The organism is Pseudarthrobacter sp. NPDC092424, from assembly GCF_044754925.1.
Lineage (GTDB): Bacteria > Actinomycetota > Actinomycetes > Actinomycetales > Micrococcaceae > Arthrobacter.
This window is the reverse complement of sequence record NZ_JBIVQC010000003.1, coordinates 194,731-213,374: the sequence shown is the minus strand read 5'-3', so window position 1 is coordinate 213,374 and position 18,644 is coordinate 194,731. Positions and strand designations below refer to the sequence as shown.

18 protein-coding genes and 2 tRNA genes are annotated in these 18,644 nt (G+C 64.5%); 5 read left to right on the top strand and 15 right to left on the bottom strand.

Annotation, left to right across the window (positions count from 1 at the left end):
• Nucleotides 1-42 precede the first annotated feature (42 nt).
• Nucleotides 43-1,926: a Stk1 family PASTA domain-containing Ser/Thr kinase gene (gene pknB, locus ACIQCN_RS06715; protein ID WP_400610277.1), complete on the top strand. Its 1,884-nt coding sequence runs from the start codon at nucleotides 43-45 to the stop codon at nucleotides 1,924-1,926.
• Nucleotides 1,927-1,966: 40 nt separating this feature from the next.
• Here the strand turns inward: pknB and ACIQCN_RS06710 are convergent, their stop codons facing one another.
• The 3 genes from ACIQCN_RS06710 to ACIQCN_RS06700 are packed head-to-tail and all read right to left on the bottom strand — an operon-like array spanning nucleotide 1,967 to nucleotide 3,572.
• The gene (locus ACIQCN_RS06710) at nucleotides 1,967-2,608 is read right to left on the bottom strand and encodes an aminodeoxychorismate/anthranilate synthase component II (protein WP_400610061.1); all 642 of its coding nucleotides are present in this window, start codon (nucleotides 2,606-2,608) and stop codon (nucleotides 1,967-1,969) included.
• Nucleotides 2,605-2,775, bottom strand: coding sequence for a hypothetical protein (locus tag ACIQCN_RS06705; protein ID WP_400610059.1), 171 nt, complete (start codon nucleotides 2,773-2,775; stop codon nucleotides 2,605-2,607). The genes ACIQCN_RS06710 and ACIQCN_RS06705 overlap by 4 nt, the downstream gene beginning before the upstream one ends.
• A 2-nt stretch (nucleotides 2,776-2,777) precedes the next feature.
• Nucleotides 2,778-3,572 (bottom strand): class E sortase, encoded by a 795-nt coding sequence (locus ACIQCN_RS06700; protein ID WP_400610057.1) that lies wholly within the window; start codon nucleotides 3,570-3,572, stop codon nucleotides 2,778-2,780.
• A 187-nt stretch (nucleotides 3,573-3,759) separates the two neighbouring features.
• Here ACIQCN_RS06700 and ACIQCN_RS06695 point away from each other — a divergent pair, with 187 nt between their 5' ends.
• Nucleotides 3,760-4,011: a cell division protein CrgA gene (locus ACIQCN_RS06695; RefSeq protein ID WP_400610055.1), complete on the top strand. Its 252-nt coding sequence runs from the start codon at nucleotides 3,760-3,762 to the stop codon at nucleotides 4,009-4,011.
• A gap of 25 nt (nucleotides 4,012-4,036) precedes the next feature.
• A complete protein-coding gene (locus ACIQCN_RS06690) occupies nucleotides 4,037-4,666 on the top strand; it encodes a DNA-3-methyladenine glycosylase I (RefSeq protein ID WP_400610053.1) in 630 nt (209 codons plus the stop codon).
• A gap of 264 nt (nucleotides 4,667-4,930) precedes the next feature.
• Here ACIQCN_RS06690 and ACIQCN_RS06685 read toward each other — a convergent pair whose 3' ends face one another.
• From ACIQCN_RS06685 to ACIQCN_RS06675, 3 genes are all read right to left on the bottom strand, one after another.
• Nucleotides 4,931-5,398: a carboxymuconolactone decarboxylase family protein gene (locus ACIQCN_RS06685; protein WP_400607043.1), complete on the bottom strand. Its 468-nt coding sequence runs from the start codon at nucleotides 5,396-5,398 to the stop codon at nucleotides 4,931-4,933.
• A 561-nt stretch (nucleotides 5,399-5,959) separates the two neighbouring features.
• Nucleotides 5,960-6,835, bottom strand: a complete 876-nt coding sequence (locus tag ACIQCN_RS06680) for a rhomboid family intramembrane serine protease (protein ID WP_400610051.1) — start codon at nucleotides 6,833-6,835, stop codon at nucleotides 5,960-5,962.
• A gap of 9 nt (nucleotides 6,836-6,844) precedes the next feature.
• A complete protein-coding gene (locus ACIQCN_RS06675; protein ID WP_400607047.1) occupies nucleotides 6,845-7,390 on the bottom strand; it encodes a peptidylprolyl isomerase in 546 nt (181 codons plus the stop codon).
• A 154-nt stretch (nucleotides 7,391-7,544) separates the two neighbouring features.
• Here ACIQCN_RS06675 and ACIQCN_RS06670 point away from each other — a divergent pair, with 154 nt between their 5' ends.
• Nucleotides 7,545-8,543, top strand: a complete 999-nt coding sequence (locus ACIQCN_RS06670; RefSeq protein WP_400610049.1) for a hypothetical protein — start codon at nucleotides 7,545-7,547, stop codon at nucleotides 8,541-8,543.
• Nucleotides 8,544-8,680: 137 nt separating this feature from the next.
• On the top strand, nucleotides 8,681-9,556 hold the full coding sequence (locus ACIQCN_RS06665) for a glycosyltransferase (protein WP_400607052.1): 876 nt from the start codon (nucleotides 8,681-8,683) through the stop codon (nucleotides 9,554-9,556).
• On the opposite strand, the gene ACIQCN_RS06660 is transcribed toward ACIQCN_RS06665, so the two are convergent.
• The 9 genes from ACIQCN_RS06660 to recF all read right to left on the bottom strand — a co-directional run bounded on the left by ACIQCN_RS06660 (nucleotide 9,449) and on the right by recF (nucleotide 18,600).
• On the bottom strand, nucleotides 9,449-10,450 hold the full coding sequence (locus ACIQCN_RS06660; protein ID WP_400610047.1) for a DMT family transporter: 1,002 nt from the start codon (nucleotides 10,448-10,450) through the stop codon (nucleotides 9,449-9,451). The genes ACIQCN_RS06665 and ACIQCN_RS06660 overlap by 108 nt on opposite strands.
• Before the next feature lie 81 nt (nucleotides 10,451-10,531).
• Nucleotides 10,532-10,607 (bottom strand) — tRNA-Ala (locus tag ACIQCN_RS06655).
• A 70-nt stretch (nucleotides 10,608-10,677) separates the two neighbouring features.
• Nucleotides 10,678-10,794: a DLW-39 family protein gene (locus tag ACIQCN_RS06650; RefSeq protein ID WP_400607056.1), complete on the bottom strand. Its 117-nt coding sequence runs from the start codon at nucleotides 10,792-10,794 to the stop codon at nucleotides 10,678-10,680.
• 69 nt (nucleotides 10,795-10,863) lie between these two features.
• Nucleotides 10,864-10,937, bottom strand: a tRNA-Ile gene (locus tag ACIQCN_RS06645).
• A 98-nt stretch (nucleotides 10,938-11,035) separates the two neighbouring features.
• On the bottom strand, nucleotides 11,036-11,644 hold the full coding sequence (locus tag ACIQCN_RS06640) for a DUF3566 domain-containing protein (protein ID WP_400607058.1): 609 nt from the start codon (nucleotides 11,642-11,644) through the stop codon (nucleotides 11,036-11,038).
• The gene (gene gyrA / locus ACIQCN_RS06635; protein ID WP_400607060.1) at nucleotides 11,637-14,315 is read right to left on the bottom strand and encodes a DNA gyrase subunit A; all 2,679 of its coding nucleotides are present in this window, start codon (nucleotides 14,313-14,315) and stop codon (nucleotides 11,637-11,639) included. Before gyrA ends, ACIQCN_RS06640 begins: the two co-directional genes overlap by 8 nt.
• Before the next feature lie 54 nt (nucleotides 14,316-14,369).
• Nucleotides 14,370-16,454: a DNA topoisomerase (ATP-hydrolyzing) subunit B gene (gyrB, locus tag ACIQCN_RS06630; protein ID WP_400607062.1), complete on the bottom strand. Its 2,085-nt coding sequence runs from the start codon at nucleotides 16,452-16,454 to the stop codon at nucleotides 14,370-14,372.
• 393 nt (nucleotides 16,455-16,847) lie between these two features.
• Nucleotides 16,848-17,408, bottom strand: coding sequence for a DUF721 domain-containing protein (locus tag ACIQCN_RS06625; protein ID WP_400610045.1), 561 nt, complete (start codon nucleotides 17,406-17,408; stop codon nucleotides 16,848-16,850).
• Nucleotides 17,392-18,600, bottom strand: a complete 1,209-nt coding sequence (gene recF / locus ACIQCN_RS06620; RefSeq protein WP_400610043.1) for a DNA replication/repair protein RecF — start codon at nucleotides 18,598-18,600, stop codon at nucleotides 17,392-17,394. Before recF ends, ACIQCN_RS06625 begins: the two co-directional genes overlap by 17 nt.
• Nucleotides 18,601-18,644 lie beyond the last annotated feature (44 nt).

The window sequence follows — 18,644 nt, the reverse complement described above, 5'->3', positions numbered from 1 at the left end:
CAAAGCCCGCGCACGCCGCTCCACCGGGAGGACAGCCTTCCGGTGGACAACCAGCGTGTCCTCAGTGGGCGCTATGAACTGGGCGCGCTGATTGGCCGCGGCGGCATGGCGGACGTCTACAGGGGAACTGACACCCGCCTGGGACGGACAGTGGCCATCAAGCTGCTCCGTCCGGACCTGGCGCGCGATCCCCAGTTCCAGGCGCGCTTCAAGCGCGAAGCCCAGTCCGTGGCGGCGCTGAACCATTCGTCCATCGTGGCCATCTACGACACCGGGGAACATACGGTCCACGACGGCTCGGAGGACAATGTCCGGGTTCCCTATATCGTCATGGAATTCGTAGACGGAAAGACCATCCGAGACCTGATCCGCGCCAAGGACGTCACCATCGCCCAGGCCATCGACTACTGCCTGGGCGTCCTCTCCGCGCTGGAGTACAGCCACAAAACCGGCATCGTGCACCGCGACATCAAACCCGCCAATGTGATGCACTGCCCGCGCGACAACTCCGTCAAGGTCATGGACTTCGGTATTGCCAGGGCCATGGCAGACTCATCCGCAACGATGACCCAGACCCAGGCCGTGGTGGGAACCGCGCAGTACCTTTCGCCCGAACAGGCCCGGGGTGAAACGGTCGATGCGCGCAGCGACCTCTACTCCGCGGCGTGCCTCCTCTATGAAATGCTTACGTACCGGCCTCCCTTCGTGGGCGACAGCCCCGTCTCCGTGGCCTACCAGCACGTCCGCGAAATCCCCGAGCCGCCCAGCAGCCTGAACCCGCAGGTCACCCCCGCCCTGGACACGGTGCTCGCGAAGGCTCTCCAGAAGAACCGGGCGGACAGGTTCCAGGATGCCGCCGCGTTCCGCCGTGCCCTCCGCGCGGCCCGCGCCGGGATCCCGGTCCCGCCGGTGCCCGCGTCCGAGGCCCAGACGGACCCCAACGACCATGTGCCCACTCCGGATGCCCCTCCCACCGAGGCATTCGCAATGGCCGGCCCGGGTTTCCTTGAGGGACCTCCCACCGGCCGCCTCGCTGCCTCCCGGGAATACGCGGACGACGGCGGAACTTCAGTTTCCGGGCCTCCGGCGGTGAGGCACGAAGCGGCGGATGCCATGCCCTTGGGGCTCCCGCCGGAACGTTCGCGGACAGCCCGGCAGGATTCGCGCCGTCGTACCTGGATCGCCACCTTGGTCGTATTCACCCTGCTAGTTCTGGCCGGAGGCGGCCTCTGGGTCTACAACATCGTCAACCGTCCGGAGCCCGCGGCTGCCATGGTGAAGATTCCCGCGGTGGCCGCCATGACGGAGTCGGAGGCGCTGCAGGAGCTGTACAACGCCGGACTGCGGCCCAAAATCGCCAGGTCCCAAAACGACACCGTGAAAAAGGGTGTTGCGGTCGGCACCGACCCGGCCTCGGGAACGTCCCTGGAGCCGGGCTCGGAAGTGGTCCTTAACATCTCCGAGGGCCCCAGCGCCGTCAAGGTTCCGGCCAACCTGCCCGGCATGACCGAGGCCGCCGCGCGTGACCTGCTGCGTGAAGTTGGCCTGTCCGGAGCCCCGTCAACCACCACCGCCAACAGCGCCACCGTGCCTGCCGGCGTGGTGATCACCACCAGTCCCGCGCCGGGCCAGAGCGTCGGCGTTGGAACGGCTGTAGAGCTGGTGGTATCCACCGGCAAGGTGGCACTGCCGGAGCTCCGCGGCCGCACCCGGGCCGAGGCGGAAGCTGCCTTGAAGGAGCTGGGCCTGGTGGCCACAGTGATCCAGGCCGCGAACGCTCAAGTGCAACCGGGACGTGTCACGGACCAGAGTGAGCCGGTAAACACGCTGGTTGAGCAGGGCAGCACCGTAACCATCGTGGTGGCCAAGGCGCCGCCGCCTTCCCCCGCGCCCACCCCCAGCCCGACAGCCACCAAGAAGGGCTAGGAGAGATATTCCCTATGCGGAACATCCGGCGTACGCAACGCTAGTGCTGAATGAGCGGGCTCAGTTTGGCGGCTTTGGCTGCAGCCCCCTTCATGCCCAACGATTCAAGCCAGTTGCCCAGCATCTGGTAACCGCCCTCAGTGAGTACCGACTCAGGGTGGAACTGGACGCCGCACAGCGGCGCCGTCTTGTGCTGCAGCCCCATAACCACCCCTGATGCAGTCTGCGCGGTGACCTCCAGCACGTCCGGGATGGTCTCCCGGACCGCTGCCAGCGAGTGGTAGCGGGTAGCAGTGACGGGGGAGGGGAGACCGGCGAAAACGCTGGTTCCGATGTGTTCCACCAGGGACGTCTTGCCGTGCATGAGCTCCGGGGCATGGGTGACCTTGCCGCCGAAGGCCTCCGCCAGGGCCTGGTGCCCCAAGCACACGCCGAACATCGGGACACTGTTCTCGCCGCACCACCTGATCAGGTCGATGCAGACGCCAGCCTCTGCGGGGTTGCCCGGGCCGGGAGACACGAGCACGCCGTCACGCGTGCCGGCCAGTTCGACGGCCTCGGCCAAGGTGACGTCATCGTTGCGGACAACGGTGGTCTCGGCGCCGAGTTCCTGGAGGTAGCCCACCAGGGTGTAGACAAAGCTGTCGTAGTTATCCACTACGAGGATCTTGGTTGTGGTCATGGCTGGCTTGCGGAACCAATCGTTGAGTCGGTCAGGGACGTGTATTCGGACATCCAGGGGAACAGGAACTGGACCATCAGTACCACGGCGGCCGCCACCAGCACCACGGAGGTCACGATGCGGACCCACAGCGGACCGGGGAGGTGGCGGAAAATCCACGCGTACATGCTCATCCCTTCCCTGTTGCTGCAGCCACCTGGGCGGCGATCTCAGGTGGAGGTCCGGCAGATGCGGGACGCCAGGTGTCCAGGAGGGAATAGGCGATGATGCGTTCCTCGGCCCCGAAACGGGGATTGCAGCTGGTCATCGTTAGGTATCTTTCCGTTGGCTTTACGCCGGGAGCGGTGGGAACGGGCTCCAGGACGTCCGTGCGCTGCGGCATCACGATCTGGTTGTTGCGGAACACGTAGACGTAGAAACCGTCCCTGGTCTGCACGTAGATCCTGTCTCCCGGCACCAGCGTGTGGATGTTGTCCAGGACGGCGCCATGGGTCTGCCGGTGACCGGCCACGGCAAAGTTTCCCACGGCACCGGGCATGGCTGTTGAGGGGTAGTGCCCCAGGCCCAGCGTGTCCAGTACGTCGTCCGTGGTTCCCTCCACGATGGGCCGGGTGTACGAGGTACCGAAACGGGGAATGTAGATAATTCCGATGGTGCCGGCGTGTGGGGGCGCGGTACCCACCACAGGCTCACCGAACCCTCTGGTCGCGGGCTCATCGGCCGGGGCTGCTGGAGCGGCGGACGGCTGGGCCGGTTGACCTAACTCCTGTGCGAACTCCTTGATGACCTGGCTCTGCCTTGCGTCGGATTCGATGTTGGTCCACCAGAGCTGCCAGGCAACGAAAAGAAGCAGGATGATGCCGGCGGTGATCAGCAGTTCGCCGATGGCCTGAACGGCGCCGCGCAGAATGACGACGCCGGCCGCCGGCGCAGTGCGGGGCCTCGCCTTCTCCTGCAACACCACGCGTTCTCCTCAAGGGCGGTTCCACTGGGCGGGGCCCGCCCATGAACTGCGGCTAGAATTGGCTGCTAGTAAGAATCAAGTGTGACCAACAGGATTTCATCAAGATCGCGCAGACCGCTGGCAATTTCCTCCCTGCAGGATATCAAGCCCGGCATGCCGAGCTTGCCGCCGCCCGCAAGGAGACCCCGTGCCCGAGTCCAAGCCCCGCAAGAAGAGCACCGGCAGCACCCGCCCCGCTACCGCCCAGGCCTACAAGCCCAATCCGGTGTGGTTCAAGCCCGTCATGTTCGGTCTGATGCTTATCGGCCTCTTCTGGATCATCACGTTCTACATCAGCGAAGGCCAGCTTCCGGTCCAGGCGTGGGGCTCGTGGAACATTGTGGCCGGCTTCGGCATTGCCATCATCGGCTTCCTGATGACCACCCGCTGGCGTTCCTGATCCAGCCGACGGAACAGTCCAGTCCATGGAAATAGCAGCCTCCGGTGTGGTGGTGGGCCCTGACGGTCTGGCCCGCCCCGCCTGGGCTGCAACCGACCCGCTCATGCGGGAGTACTACGACACCGAGTGGGGCCTGCCCGTCACCGACGAACAGGGCCTCTACGAACGCATTTGCCTGGAAGGCTTCCAGGCTGGGCTTTCGTGGGCCACCATCCTGCGGAAGCGCCCCGCCTTCCGTGCCGCGTTCGCGGACTTCAGTCCGGACACCGTCGCCGGGTTCACCGACGCTGACGAGGCCCGCCTCCTTGCAGATGCCGGGATTGTCCGCAACCGGCTCAAGATCCGTGCAGCCATCACGAACGCCAGGGCCACCCTCGCTCTCCGGCCGGAGGGAGGCCTGGTGGACTTCGTTTGGCAGTTCCGTCCGGCCGCCACTCCCCGCCCCGCGACCTTCGCAGAGGTGCCCACGCAGTCTGAGGAGTCGGTGGCCCTGTCCAAGGCCCTCCGAAAAAAGGGCTTCGCCTTCGTAGGTCCCACCACCATGTTCGCGTTGATGGAGGCCATAGGCATGGTGGATACCCACCTCATGGACAGCCACCGCCGCGGATCTTCCGGACTCTGGCCGCACAGCGCGGTTCCCACGCCCGGGAACTGATTTCCGGACGCGGGCAACATCCCGGCCCTGCTGGTCCTGCCATCTGTTTTCCCCAGCTGTGGGGAAAGTTATCCACAATGGGGATAACTTTCCTTGGAGACGTCCCGCACCCTGCAACTGGCGCCAGGGTTCAAACTTGCCCGCAGGATGCCGTTATTAACACTGTGGACAGTCCTGTGGACAAGTCCCGCAAGCCCACCTGCGCCTCCATTCTCGACGCGCAGAACCATTTTCGACGGGCCCGGGGCCCGCGCGGGCGGCGGCTCAACGCTCCGCGCGGACAGGGTGGTGACTGGTGATGGAGACCCGGTTGAAGGCGTTCATGGTGATGGCCAGCCAGCTCACCACGCTGTATTCCTCCACGGTGAGATGCTCCCGGGCGTACGCTTCTTCGTGCTCCATTGAAAGATGATCCGGCAGTTCCGTCAGCGCCTCCGCCAAAGCGAGGGCGGCGCGCTCCTTCTCCGTGAACAGCGCCGTTTCCCGCCACGCCGGCAGCACTGCCAGGCGCTGGGGTGTCTCCCCGGCCTTGACCGCGTCGCGTACATGGAGGTCCAGGCAGAAGGCGCAGCCATTGACCTGGGAGATCCGGACGTGCAGGAGCTCCAGCATGCGCTGGTCCAGGCCCGCCTCCTCTGCAGCCTCGCGGACCTTAAGACCAAGGCCGTTCAGGGCACGCCACAGGACGGGGTGCTCCTTGTCGAGAAAGATGTGCTTCGTGTTGGTGGTCAAGGGTCCTCCCGGACGTCGGCGGCCTCGCGTGGGTCAAGCTGCTTCTCGAAGCTTATCCACTGGCACTTATGCACTTACCAACAGCACGATACCCACAAGTTATCCACAGCTGTGGAAAGACCGTGCATTGACCCGCCCGCAGGGGGCTTGACGAGGGCGCAGGTAAAGGAAACCTGCCTCCTGAATTACAGGACTGTGACTTATTAACAGTGTGCAAAACCCTGTTGATAGGACCCGGTTTCCAGGCCCGCCGCTGCCTGCACCGGGTTCATCACCCTGCTCTATACACACAGCACAGGAATTGGGCGAAGTTGTCCACTTACACACAGGACTATCCCCAAAAGTTATCCACATGTGTGGATTTCCTCCCGCGTTTCCCTTGGCAACGTGTGCAATACCGGGAAAGAGCCACATGAAAAGGCCCGAACTACAGACGTGTAAGTTACCAACAGTGTGGATAAGTGCTGTGGAAAACCTCCGTGATAAAGAAAATCCCACCGTCGGCCTGCGAAGAGGCGTGAACGATGGGTTCCTTGGAACGGGGTCCTGCGGCAGGTCCTGCTAGAGCGAGATGCGCGCCCAGCTGACGGCTCCCAGCAGCAACACCACGGCGGCGAGGCCTGCAATCTGGAGCAGCCGCTGGCGCGGGCCCCGGGGTGCGTAGGCCAACACGGCAGCGCAGAGTGCACCGGTGACCAATCCGCCCAGATGGGCCTGCCAGGCGATCTGGGGAATCATGAAGCCGATGACGCCGTTGATGGCGATCAGGATCCATAGCTGGCGGGTATCGCCGCCGCGATGGCGCTGGACCAGGAGCATGGCTCCGAACAGGCCGAAGATGGCACCGGACGCCCCAACCACACCAACCGGCCCGCCCGGGGGAAGAATCGGCGTTAAGGCGAGATAACCAACGGAGCCGCCGATGGCCGAGATCAGGTACACGGCCAGGAACCGGATGCGGCCCAGGAGCGGTTCGAGGGCCTGGCCAAAGATCCACAGCATGTACATGTTCAGGACCACGTGCAGGATGAAGCCCTGGGAGTGCAGAAAGGCTGAGGTAAGCATCCGCCACGGTTCAAACGCACCGTATTCCGGGGTTGCGTAGACGGAGGCGAAGGCGAAGTTCCGGAATACGGCGTCTGCGGGGATGATCCACTGGAGGACGTAGACCAGCGCGCATGCCGCGATGATGCCGAACGTCACCTTGGGTGTGCCGTCCGCGACGGCGCCGCCATAGACGGTGCGTGCTTCCGGCGTCGTGCGTTTTGTTTCGTTGACGCAGTCAACGCACTGGAATCCGACGGCGGCCGCCCGCTGGCAGTCCGGGCAGGCGGGCCGCCCGCAGCGCTGGCAGCGCACATAGGATGGCCGGTCCGGGTGCCGGGGGCAGACCGGAACCTGCGCGGACGGCTCAGCCGCCGGAATTCCGTAGCTCATGGTGCGTTGTTACAGCTGCTCGATGTCGATGCTGTTGATGGTGACGTCCTCGACGGGGCGGTCGCCCATGCCGGTGCGGACACCCTCGATGGCGTCGACGACCTTCTTCGATTCGTCGTCGGCCACCTCACCGAAGATGCTGTGCTTGCCCTGCAGCCAGTCGGTGGGGATGGTGGTGATGAAGAACTGCGAACCGTTGGTGCCCTTGCCCATCTGGATTCCGGCGTTGGCCATGGCCAGCTTGTAGGGCTGGTTGAAGCTCAGTTCCGGGTGGATTTCGTCGTCGAAACGGTAGCCTGGGCCACCGGTGCCGCGGCCCAGGGGATCGCCGGCCTGGATCATGAAGTCCTTGATGATCCGGTGGAAGATGGTGCCGTTGTACAGGGGCGTGCCGGTCTTGTCCTCGCCCGTTTCCGGGTGGGTCCATGCCTGCTCGCCCGTGGCCAGGCCAATGAAGTTCTTGACCGTCTTGGGGGCGTGGTTGCCGAAGAGGTTGACGACGATGTCGCCGAGGCTCGTGTGGATGGTTGCTTTTGCGGTTGCGATGGCAGTCATAGGCTTATTCTTCCACGCCGCCCGCAGAGGCAGGCGGCCGGGCAGGCAGTTCCGCGCTCGGTGAAATATGCCGGAAATCCGGGCTGGGAATAGCCGGTGGAAGGCAACACACGTAGGCTAACCACAGAACCGTCACTTTAATCGGGAGGTAGTTGTGAAGAAATCAGACCGTATTGCCCGTGACCTTGAGCTGTCGGTCACCCACGCTGTGGAAAACGCGCGCGAGTGGGCGACGCCGCGCGTGGAAGCGGCTGTTGACTGGGCGGTCCCACGCCTTCAGCAGGGCATCGATACTGCATCCCCCAAGATCCAGGAAGGCCTGAAGACGGCGGCGCACAACCTCGCCGACGGCGTGGCCACTGTTACTCCGCGGATCCAGGATGGGCTGGCACACCTCGCCCCCAAGATCAACGACGCCGTTGAGGGTGCTTCGCCCCGCCTCCACGAGGCGTTGGACAAGGCCACCCCGGTCATCCTGAACGCCCGGGACCGGGTTGTTGTCGAATACCTGCCTCGGCTTTCGGACCAGATCGGCCAGGCCTCCACGGTTGTCCACCGCACGCTTGAAAATACGCCCGGCCACGTGGACGCCGTGGCGCAGAAGTTGGGCGATGTGGGACTCATCCACGCCCTCCAGGAACAGGCCCAGGCGGCCGGCACCCAGATCAAGGCTGCCGCCGCGGAGGCGGGCCGTGCCGCAAACCTGCAGCTGGCCGAACCGGCGAAGCCCAAAAAGCGCGGCTGGTTGGTATTCGGGGTCATCGCCGCGGCGGTAGCCGCCGGCGTTGCAGCCTGGAAAGCTTCGAAGCCTGTTGAAGATCCGTGGAAGACGCCGTCTCCCGTAAAACCCACCCCCGCGCCGGTTCCTGCCACCACCGTCAGCGAGGTCAAGGACAACACCCCGGCCGCCGCCGTCAACACCGCCGGCACCGCAGCTGCCGCTCCTTCTGCAGCGGCCACGGGAACCGCGGCCGCCGGGGACAAGGAAGGCACTCGGAAGGAAGATACCGACAAGGAAGCTGGCGAAAAAGCCAAGCACGTTGCCGAAGATGCTGCCGGCGCGCCCACCGCAGCTACCGACGCCAAGACCGCCACGAAGAACATCGCAGCGAACATCGGGGATAAGGGCAACAAGAGCAGCACCCAGGCCTGACGGCCCGGCCACCCCAGCATTGCCCGCAGTGGGGCTCCGTCCATTCGTGGACGGGGCCCTTTTGCATGCCTCGCCCGGCTTCAGGCCGGGACGCCGGCACCGGAGCCGGAAGCGCCATGGGTGCTAGATTTAAAGTGATGTCAGCCGATCAATCCTCTGGGGATGCCTTGAACGACGCAGCCGTGCTGCCCCGCGTGTCCATCGTCATTCCGGCCTACAACGAGGAAAGCGTGATCCGGCAGTGCCTCATAGCCGCCATCTATCAGTCGGTGCCGGCCCACGAGATCATCGTGGTGGACAACCTGTCGAAGGACCGTACCGCGGCCATCGTGCGCCAGATGCAGCGGGAGTACCCTGAAACGCCGCTGCTCCTGCTCAGCCAGGATCAGGAACAGGGCCTCATCCCCACCCGCAACTTCGGCCTGGACCATGCCACGGGAGATGTCCTGGGCAGGATCGACGCCGATTCCGTGGTGGAGCCGGACTGGGTGGAGCAGGTCCAGAAGGCGTTCCTGGACCCCACGGTGCAGGCGGCCACCGGACCGGTGGTGTACTACGACATGCCCATGCGCCGCTTCGGCCTCAAGGCGGACGACAAGATGCGCCAGCTCATGCTCAAGCTGGCCAAGCACCAGTACCATTTCCTTTTCGGTTCCAACATGGCGCTGCGGGCTTCCGCCTGGGACACCATCCGTGCCGAGACCTGCCGGGACGAGAAGGACCAGATGCACGAGGACATCGACCTGTCCCTCCATTTGGCTGACCACGGCCTGAAGATCCAGTACTGCCCCCAGATGGTTTCCGGAATGTCCGCCCGCCGGCTTGAGGACTCGCCCCGGGACTACAGGTACTATGTCACCCGCTTCGACCGGACATACAAGGCCCACAACGTGAAGAAGATGGCCCTAAAGGCGCCCATGGTGGTGTTCTTCTCCGTCTATTTCCCGGCGAAGATCCTCCGGGCCATCCACACCGTCAACACCTCCCAGCCCGTCCGGCGCGGGGGCCAGTAGGCGGGCCTGCCGCCCGCGGATCAGCCGCCATCCCGAACCCTGTCCCAGGACGACCACCACCAGCCCCAACAGGATCATGCCCAGGCCGGCGTATGTCCCGGCAGGCAGGGTCTCACCCAGGAACACCGCTGCCAAAAACGCGGCGCCAGGAATTTCGAGCAGGATGACCATGGACACCAGCAGGGGACTCATGGTGGCCAGAAGATGGTTGAAGGCCGTGTGGCCCACCAGTTGGGCGCAGACCGTGATGGCCAGGATGCCCAGCCAGCCGGCGGCTTCAAAGCCCACCAGCGGCTGCCCCGCGACGAATGCCAGGACAGCCACGCCTGCGGCGCACATGCCGTAGCACAGCGTCGTGTACGTTCCGGTGGTCATGGTCTGCCGGGCCTTGCCGCCGGCCAGCGTGTACAGGCCTGCCAGGGCGCCGCCGGCCACGGCCAGCAGGTCCCCGATGAGGGCCTGAGGCGACGTACCCATATCGAAGCCCGTAATGGCCACCACTCCGCCGAAGGCGATCCCAAGCCCGGCCAAAACGCGCCACCCGTGGCGTGCGCCGCGCAGAAGCTGGAACACCGCGATCCACGCCGACTGCAGGCAGACAAGCGCCGTGGCTGCGGCAACGGACGTCAGCTGCAGTGAGGTGATGAAGCAGGCGAAGTGCAGGGCAAGCGCGACGGCGGCGATCAGCGACCAGCGGAACTCGCGTTTGGTGACCCTCCCGAACTGGGCAGGGTCCCGGACCAGGGTGGGGCCGGCCATCACCGCGGCGCCAATGGCATTGCGCCAGAACGCAATGGCCAGGGCGCTGACGGAGGTCGCCCCAAGGGTGGCGGCGATCAGGGGGCCGGAGGAGGCCACGCCCAGTACGCCCACGGCAGCGAGAAAGAAGTTCACTGCATAACACTAATGCGCGATATGGCTCTTCAGGGCAATGCAAAAGTCCCGGTCAGCGTTTCCGCTGACCGGGACTTTTTATGGTGGAGGCACGGGGACTCGAACCCCGAACCCCCTGCTTGCAAAGCAGGTGCGCTACCAATTGCGCCATGCCCCCATAAGAAGCAACCCATCCATCATACCCTAGAACCTGGGAGCCTTTGACCGGCCCCGGTCCGGGTTCCGGGCTAGTCCACCTCGTCGGTCGACTTGCTCCAGAGTTCTTTCCGGGCTTCGGATTCCTGTGCTTTCTTGTAGACCAGGAGGCCTGCGATTGCCGCTGCCAGTACAAGCAACTTCTTCACATGCTCCCCGTTCCGGCCTGTCCGCAGCAGTTGCGAACCGACCTTCAACTTGAACCTGCACAGGTTCCGTGGGCGTACCAGGACTTGAACCTGGGACCTCTTCGTTATCAGCGAAGCGCTCTAACCGCCTGAGCTATACGCCCCGATGCCTCATCGGGCCGAGACATGACTTTACAGCACATCCCGGCCCGATCTCAAATCGGGCCCTCCCGCCCGGTTTTACGCGGCGGGAGGGGGGTTCCTAATCGTCGGTGAGGGTCACGCCGATGCCGCCCACCAGGGTGGCAGAGATGTTATAGAGAACGGCCGAAAGCATGGAAAGGGCCGTCAGCAGGACCACGTTCACTACGGCGATGATGGTGGCGAAGGAGGCCACCTGTCCCAGCGAAGCCACCTTCTTGAGCTCGAAACCGCCGCTTTCGGAGCCGGCCAGGGTGCCCAGCAGGCTGTCCACCTGGTCGAAGATGCCGGTGAGGTCCAGGACCGTCCAGAGCACGATGGCAGCCACCACCGTCACGATGCCCAGTGCGACGGACAGCAGGAAGGCCATCTTCAACACTGACCAGGGATCCACCTTGCTGACCAGAAGCCTGGCGCGCCGCACCTTTGCCTTGGGGGCAGGCTTTACCAGCCCGGGAGTACCCTGCGGAGCAGGGCGCTGGCCGGGCGCTGCGGGACGGGGTCCGGAGGCCGGCCGCTGCCCGGGAACTGCAGGCCGCTGGACCGGGGCACTTGCGCCGGCGGGACGCTGCTGCGGGCGGACGGGAGCGTTTACCCGCGGCGCCGCAGAGGGCCGGCCAGGGCCGGCTGCAGCGCTGTTCGGCTTGGGAAATGAGTCGGAATTACTCACTCGTTACCTCCGTGTTGTCTTCGTTCGGCTCAACGTCGCCCGAGGCGTCCTCTGACTCAACGGCCGGTGATTCTTCTGCCACTGCTGGCCCGGTGGAGTCCACAGGGGCTCCGCCGTCTTCAGCCAACGTTACGTCATCCTCTGCGGATTCCTCGCCCTCGAGGCCGCGTTCACTGTTGCGGGCCACCTCGATGATGCGGTCGTTCTTGTCCGGCTTCGCGAAGATGACGCCCATGGTGTCACGGCCCTTGGCGGGCACCCCGGCCACCGATGAACGGACCACCTTGCCGCCTTCCATGACCACCAGCACCTCGTCTTCTTCCTGGACGATGAGGGCACCGACCAGGTCACCGCGTTCCTCGGCAAGCTTGGCCACTTTAATGCCAAGGCCGCCGCGGCCCTGAAGCCGGTATTCCTCAACGGCGGTGCGTTTGGCGTAACCGCCTTCAGTAACTACGAACACGTATGAACCGTCAGTGACCACGTTGGCTGCCAGGAGTTCGTCTTCCTCCCGGAACTTCATCCCGGTCACGCCGGACGTGGCCCGGCCCATGGGACGAAGGGCTTCCTCGGAGGCAGTAAAGCGGATGGACTGGCCCTTGCGGGACACCAGCAGGAGGTCGTCCGTTTCGGATACCAGCTGCGCGGATACCAGCTCGTCGCCATCGCGCAGGTTGATCGCAATCACGCCGGCCGACCGGTTGGTGTCGTAGTCTTCCAGCCTGGTCTTCTTCACCAGGCCGCGCTTGGTGGCCAGGACGAGGTATGGAGACTGCTGGTAGTCCCGGAGGTCAAGCACCTGGGCGATGTGCTCATCCGGCTGGAAGGCCATCAGGTTGGCCACGTGCTGGCCCTTGGCGTCACGGCCGGCTTCCATCAGCTCATAGGCCTTCGCCCGGTAAACGCGGCCAAGGTTGGTGAAGAACAGCAGCCAGTGGTGCGTGGTGGTCACGAAGAAGTGCTCCACGACGTCGTCCCCGCGCAGCTGGGCGCCCTTGATCCCCTTGCCGCCACGCTGCTGCGAGCGGTAGTTGTCGCTGCGGGTCCGCTTGACGTAGCCGCCACGGGTGATGGTGACCACCATCTCTTCCTCCGGGATGAGATCTTCCATCGACATGTCACCGTCGAAGCCCATGAGGATCTTGGTCCGGCGGTCGTCCCCGTGCTTATCCACGATTTCACCGAGTTCGGTGCTGATGATCTCGCGCTGGCGCTGTTCGGAACCGAGGATCGCATTGTATTCGGCGATCAGCGCCTCAAGCTCTGCGTGGCGGTCCTGGATTTTCTGGCGCTCCAGGGCGGCCAGGCGGCGAAGCTGCATGTCGAGGATGGCACGGGCCTGCAGCTCATCGATATCCAGCAATTCCATCAGCCCGTCGCGTGCAGCCTCGGTGGTGCGGGAGGCGCGGATCAGGGCGATGACCTCGTCCAGCATGTCCAGGGCCTTCAGCAGCGCACGGAGGATGTGGGCTTCCTCCTCGGCCTTGCGCAGGCGGTACCGCGTCCGGCGTGCGATGACGTCCATCTGGTGTGTCACCCAGTGCCTGATGAAGGCATCCAGGCTCAATGTCCGGGGTACGCCGTCCACGATGGCCAGCATGTTGGCGGAGAAGTTGCTTTGCAGTTCGGTGTGCTTGTAGAGGTTGTTGAGCACCACCTTGGCCACTGCGTCCCGCTTGAGGACGATGACCAGGCGCTGGCCGGTGCGGCCGGACGTTTCGTCCCGAAGGTCCGCGATGCCCTGGATCTTGCCGTCCTTGACCAGTTCGGCGATCTTGATGGCCAGGTTGTCCGGATTCGCCTGGTACGGCAGTTCCGTGACCACCAGGCAGGTGCGGCCCTGGAGTTCCTCTACGTTGACCACGGCACGCATGGTCACGGATCCGCGGCCTGTACGGTACGCGTCCTCGATGCCCTTGTGGCCCAGGATCGTGGCACCGGTAGGGAAATCCGGTCCCTTGATCCGCAGCAGGAGCTCTTCCAGCAGTTCCTCGCGGCTGGCACCCGGGTTGGCAAGGTACCACTGGACGCCGTCCGCCACTTCGCGCAGGTTGTGGGGCGGAATATTGGTGGCCATACCCACCGCGATGCCCGAGGAGCCGTTGACCAGCAGGTTGGGGAACCGGGCCGGCAGGATGGTGGGTTCCTGGTTCTTGCCGTCGTAGTTGTCCTGGAAATCGACGGTTTCCTCGTCGATGTCCCGGACCATTTCCATGGCCAGTGGCGCCATTTTGGTCTCGGTGTAACGCGGTGCGGCGGCGCCGTCGTTACCCGGAGAACCGAAGTTGCCTTGGCCGAGGGCCAGCGGGTAGCGCATGGTCCAGTCCTGGATCAGGCGCACCAGGGCGTCGTAGATGGCCGTGTCACCATGGGGGTGGTACTGGCCCATGACCTCGCCGACAACACGGGCGCACTTGTTGAAGGAACGCTCAGGGCGGTAGCCGCCGTCAAACATCGCGTACAGCACGCGGCGGTGCACGGGCTTGAGCCCGTCCCGCACATCGGGAAGGGCCCGGCCAACGATCACGGCCATCGCGTAGTCCAGGTAGGAGCGCTGCATTTCCGTCTGCAGGTCCACCTGTTCGACGCGGTCGATCAGCACATCGCCTTCAAGAACGGTGTCCGGATTCCCGGCTTCGGGGACCGGAGTCTCGGGAGTTTCGTCGCTCATGTATATATTTTCCGTTTCAGGTATATGTCAGTCCGGGAATTTTCGGCGGGTGCCTCAGATATCCAGGAACCTGACGTCCTTGGCGTTCTGCTGGATGAAGTTACGGCGGGATTCCACGTCCTCGCCCATCAGCACGGAGAAGATCTGGTCTGCGGCCAGGGCATCGTCCATGGTGACCTGCAGCAGCGTGCGGTTGTCCGGATCCATGGTGGTGTCCCACAGTTCCGTGTAGTCCATCTCGCCGAGGCCCTTGTACCGCTGGATTCCGTTCTCCTTGGGGATGCGGCGCCCGGCCGCTTGCCCGGCCACGAGCTTGGCATCGCGCTCCCGGTCGCTGTAGACGTAATCGTGCGCTGCGTTGGACCACTTGATGCGATACAGCGGAGGCTGCGCCAGGTAGACGTAACCGTGCTCAATCAGGGGGCGCATGTAGCGGAACAGCAGCGTCATCAGCAAGGTGGTGATGTGCTGGCCGTCCACGTCGGCATCGGCCATGAGGACGATCTTGTGGTAGCGAAGCTTCGAAAGGTCGAAATCTTCACCGATGCCCGTGCCAAAGGCGGTGATCATCGACTGGACCTCGGCATTGCCGAGTGCCTTGTCCAGGCGGGCGCGCTCCACGTTCAGGATCTTGCCGCGCAGCGGCAGGATTGCCTGGGTTTCCGGGTTTCGGCCGCGCTTGGCCGAACCGCCCGCAGAGTCACCCTCCACGATGTAGACCTCGCACTTCTCCGGGTTCTTGGAGGAGCAATCGGAGAGTTTCCCTGGCATTCCAAAGGATTCCAGCGGACTTTTGCGGCGGGCGTTGTCGCGCGCCTTGCGGGCGGCCATGCGGGCCTGCGCCGCGGAGATGGCCTTGCGGATCACGTCGCGGGCCGGGCCGGGGTTGCGTTCCAGCCAGTCGCCGAGGCCGTCGGTAACCACCCTCTGCACGAAGCCCTTGACCTCGGAGTTGCCCAGCTTCGTCTTGGTCTGGCCCTCGAACTGGGGCTCGGCGAGTTTGACCGAGATGACGGCCGTGAGGCCTTCGCGGATGTCATCACCCGTGAGGTTGTCGTCTTTTTCCTTGATGATGCCCTTTTCGCGGGCATACCGGTTGATCAATGAGGTCATCGCCGCGCGGAAACCCTCTTCGTGGGTACCGCCTTCATGGGTGTTGATCGTGTTGGCGTAGGTGTGGACGCTCTCGGAGTACGCGTTGGTCCACTGCATGGCCATTTCCAGCGCAATCCGGCGCTCCGTGTCCTCGGTTTCGAAAGCGATGACGTCCTCATGGACAACATCCACCTTCTTGCCGGAATTCAGGTGCTTGACGTAGTCCAGCAGGCCTTCGTCGTACTGGTACACCACGGTGCGGTGCTCGGCGGTCACTTCGCCTTCGGTGGCAACGCCGTCCAGGTCCAGGTCCGCGTCGGCTTCAGTTGCCTCGGTCTCGCGTTCGTCCGTGAGCGTGATCCGCAAACCCTTGTTCAGGAAGGCCATCTGCTGGAAGCGCGCCCGGAGCGTCTCGAAATCGAACTCCGTCGTCTCAAAGATGGCGGGATCAGGATAGAACGTCTGGGTGGTTCCGGTGCGGTCTGTCTCTTCACCCTTGACCAGGCTGCCCTGCGGCTTGCCGCCGTCAGCAAAGGACATCCGCCATACGTGTCCCTGGCGGCGCACTTCGGTATCCACCCTGCTGGAAAGGGCGTTGACCACCGAGATGCCGACACCGTGCAACCCGCCGGACACGGCATATCCGCCGCCGCCGAACTTACCGCCGGCGTGCAGGATGGTCATGACCACTTCCACCGTGGGCTTGTGTTCGGTGGGGTGCATGTCCACGGGGATACCGCGGCCGTCATCCACAACTTTCACGCCGCCGTCGGCCTGGAGCACCACCTCGATGTGGGAGCAGTACCCGGCCAGGGCCTCATCCACGGAGTTGTCCACCACTTCGTACACCAGGTGGTGCAGGCCGCGCGGGCCGGTGGAGCCGATGTACATGCCCGGCCGCTTCCGAACAGCCTCAAGGCCTTCGAGGACCGTGATGTCGCTGGCACCGTATTCCCGTGGCGTCGTAGCGTTCGGGGTATCAGGGGTGCGGCCATCCCCGGCTGCGGACTGGGCGGCCGGAATGTCTGTATTGTCGTTAGCCACAGGCGCTGTCGACTCCTCTGTTCTCGATGATGGCCGGCTGATTCCCCCTGGGTTACACCAGGGAAGCACCCGCCAACAGGCACAAACTTATGGCGCCGGTGAGGTACTGACGGTGGGGATCCATGCTCCGCGTCCAGGAACGCCACAGAGAATAGACCCGGTCAATGTGTCACCCGCGCCCAGTTATCTCCGTTGATTCTACCGCGACACGCCCTATTTTCCCGCATTCCAGAGGTGCGGACGGCGTCCGATATGGCCGTGGCTGGCCATAGACCGTATCCAGGGCGCTCGAACAGTATGGTCCCCGGGTGCCTATACGCCCATGGGCCCCCACCGGGCTCTACACGGCATTATGTGGATTTTCAAGAGCCGCGGCACGCGCTTCCGGCGGAACTACCCGTATGTGTCGCGCGGACCGCGGCCATTTACGGTCCGGCCGCCCTTGCGCCAGCTCGGCGCTGCGGGCCCAAGGACGTGAATGCTGGTCACCACGCCGTCACCCAGTTCGGTCCGGAACTTTTCCAGCAGGCTGGCGCTGAGCAACCTCAGCTGAGTGGCCCATGCCGTGGAATCGCAGCGGACATGAAGCGTGGTGTCCGTGAAACTCTCCGGGGTGCAGTGTGCAGAAATTTCCGGTCCTACGAGGGCGGGCCATTCGGCCATCACGGAACCCACGGCGACCGGGGAGGTCCAGCCGCGTTCCGCCACGAGACGGCCCACCACCTTCCCCAGACCAAGCGGATCCCTGCCGGTTGCGTGGAACTGGCCGAAACCCCGGGTGTCCCGGATCCCCTTTTTGGCCTTGGCGGAGCCGGGACGGACCGCTTTCCTTCGTACCTCTCCCCTGGCCGCGGCTGCCTCCCGCATCCGGTTCAGAGCAGCCTGGGCAGCATCGATTGCATCGGGGTCCCGGCCGGGCTGCAGCCCGCCCGTACCCTCATTGTCCCTGCTCATCTATTCCTCCCGGGATGACATTCACCCGCCGCCCGGCAAGTTCTTCCGGAATATCGGCATCGACGGCGGCGGTCACCAGGACCTGCTCCGCACCTGCGACTATGGCCGCAAGTTTACGCCTGCGCTGTACGTCCAGCTCGGCGAACACATCATCCAGGATCAGGATCGGAGCGGAACCGCCGGTCCGGGCATCGTCCAGCATCACGTAGTAGGACGCAAGGCGCAGCGAAAGGCACATGGACCAGGTTTCTCCGTGCGAGGCATAGCCCTTGGCCGGCGCCTGGCCCAGCGTCAGTTCCAGCTCGTCACGGTGCGGACCCACCAGCGAAATACCGCGTTCGAGTTCCTTTTTGCGCGACTCAGTGAAAGCCCGCACGTACCGTTCGGTGAGCTCCTCGACGGAGAGCCAGCGCAGGTCCTCCCTTACTCCCGACCCCGGTACTCCGGCGCCGCCCTGCCGCGGGAGGGGGGAACCGTCGTCGTCCATCTGGTCCTGAAGCGTGGAGCGGTAGGTAGCGTCGGCAGGCTTGGACCCATCCGTAAGCCCCGCATAAGCGCTGGCAAGGTGGGGGCGCAGCAGTTCCACCAACGCCAGCCTGGCATGTAGAAGTTCGGCGCCGGCCCTGGCCATGTGCTGGTCCCAGACATCCAGCGTTGCCTCGTGCCCGGCGGTGAACTTTCCGGCGCGGGCGGACTTCAGGAGGGCGTTGCGCTGCTTGAGGACGCGGTCGTAGTCGCTGCGGGTGGCGGCGTGGTGCGGGACCAGGCTGGCCAGGAGCTCGTCGAGGAACCGCCGGCGGTGGGAGGGATCTCCCTTAACCAGGGCAAGGTCCTCCGGTGCGAAGAGGACGGTCTGGCAGATTCCCAGCAGATCGCGGGCCCGCACGGGACTGCTGCGGTTAATCCGGCCGCGGTTGGCACGGCCGGCATTGATTTCCAGCTCCAGTACGGTGACCTGGCCGCCGCGGACCAGGCGCGCACGGACCAGGGCGCGTTCTGTTCCGAACCGCAAGAGTGGAGCGTCCGAGCTGACGCGGTGGGAACCCATAGTGGCCAGGTAACCGATGGCCTCCATCAGGTTGGTCTTGCCGATCCCGTTGGAACCCACCAGGACCGTAACGCCTGGTCCCAGGGCAAGGTCAACCTGGGCGTAGCTTCGGAAATCGGTCAGGGAAAGGTGTTCCAGGTACACGCGGGAATCGGCAATTCTGGGACCCGGAAGGGTTCCCGGTGGAT

Coding starts and splice junctions, on each gene's coding strand:
- ACIQCN_RS06705 (WP_400610059.1), bottom strand. CDS start 2,775: ATGTACGCGTGGATTTTCCGCCACCTCCCCGGTCCGCTGTGGGTCCGC.
- ACIQCN_RS06680 (WP_400610051.1), bottom strand. CDS start 6,835: ATGAGCTACGGAATTCCGGCGGCTGAGCCGTCCGCGCAGGTTCCGGTC.
- ACIQCN_RS06675 (WP_400607047.1), bottom strand. CDS start 7,390: ATGACTGCCATCGCAACCGCAAAAGCAACCATCCACACGAGCCTCGGC.
- ACIQCN_RS06690 (WP_400610053.1), top strand. CDS start 4,037: ATGGAAATAGCAGCCTCCGGTGTGGTGGTGGGCCCTGACGGTCTGGCC.
- ACIQCN_RS06625 (WP_400610045.1), bottom strand. CDS start 17,408: ATGAGCAGGGACAATGAGGGTACGGGCGGGCTGCAGCCCGGCCGGGAC.
- gyrA (WP_400607060.1), bottom strand. CDS start 14,315: ATGAGCGACGAAACTCCCGAGACTCCGGTCCCCGAAGCCGGGAATCCG.
- ACIQCN_RS06665 (WP_400607052.1), top strand. CDS start 8,681: ATGTCAGCCGATCAATCCTCTGGGGATGCCTTGAACGACGCAGCCGTG.
- ACIQCN_RS06710 (WP_400610061.1), bottom strand. CDS start 2,608: ATGACCACAACCAAGATCCTCGTAGTGGATAACTACGACAGCTTTGTC.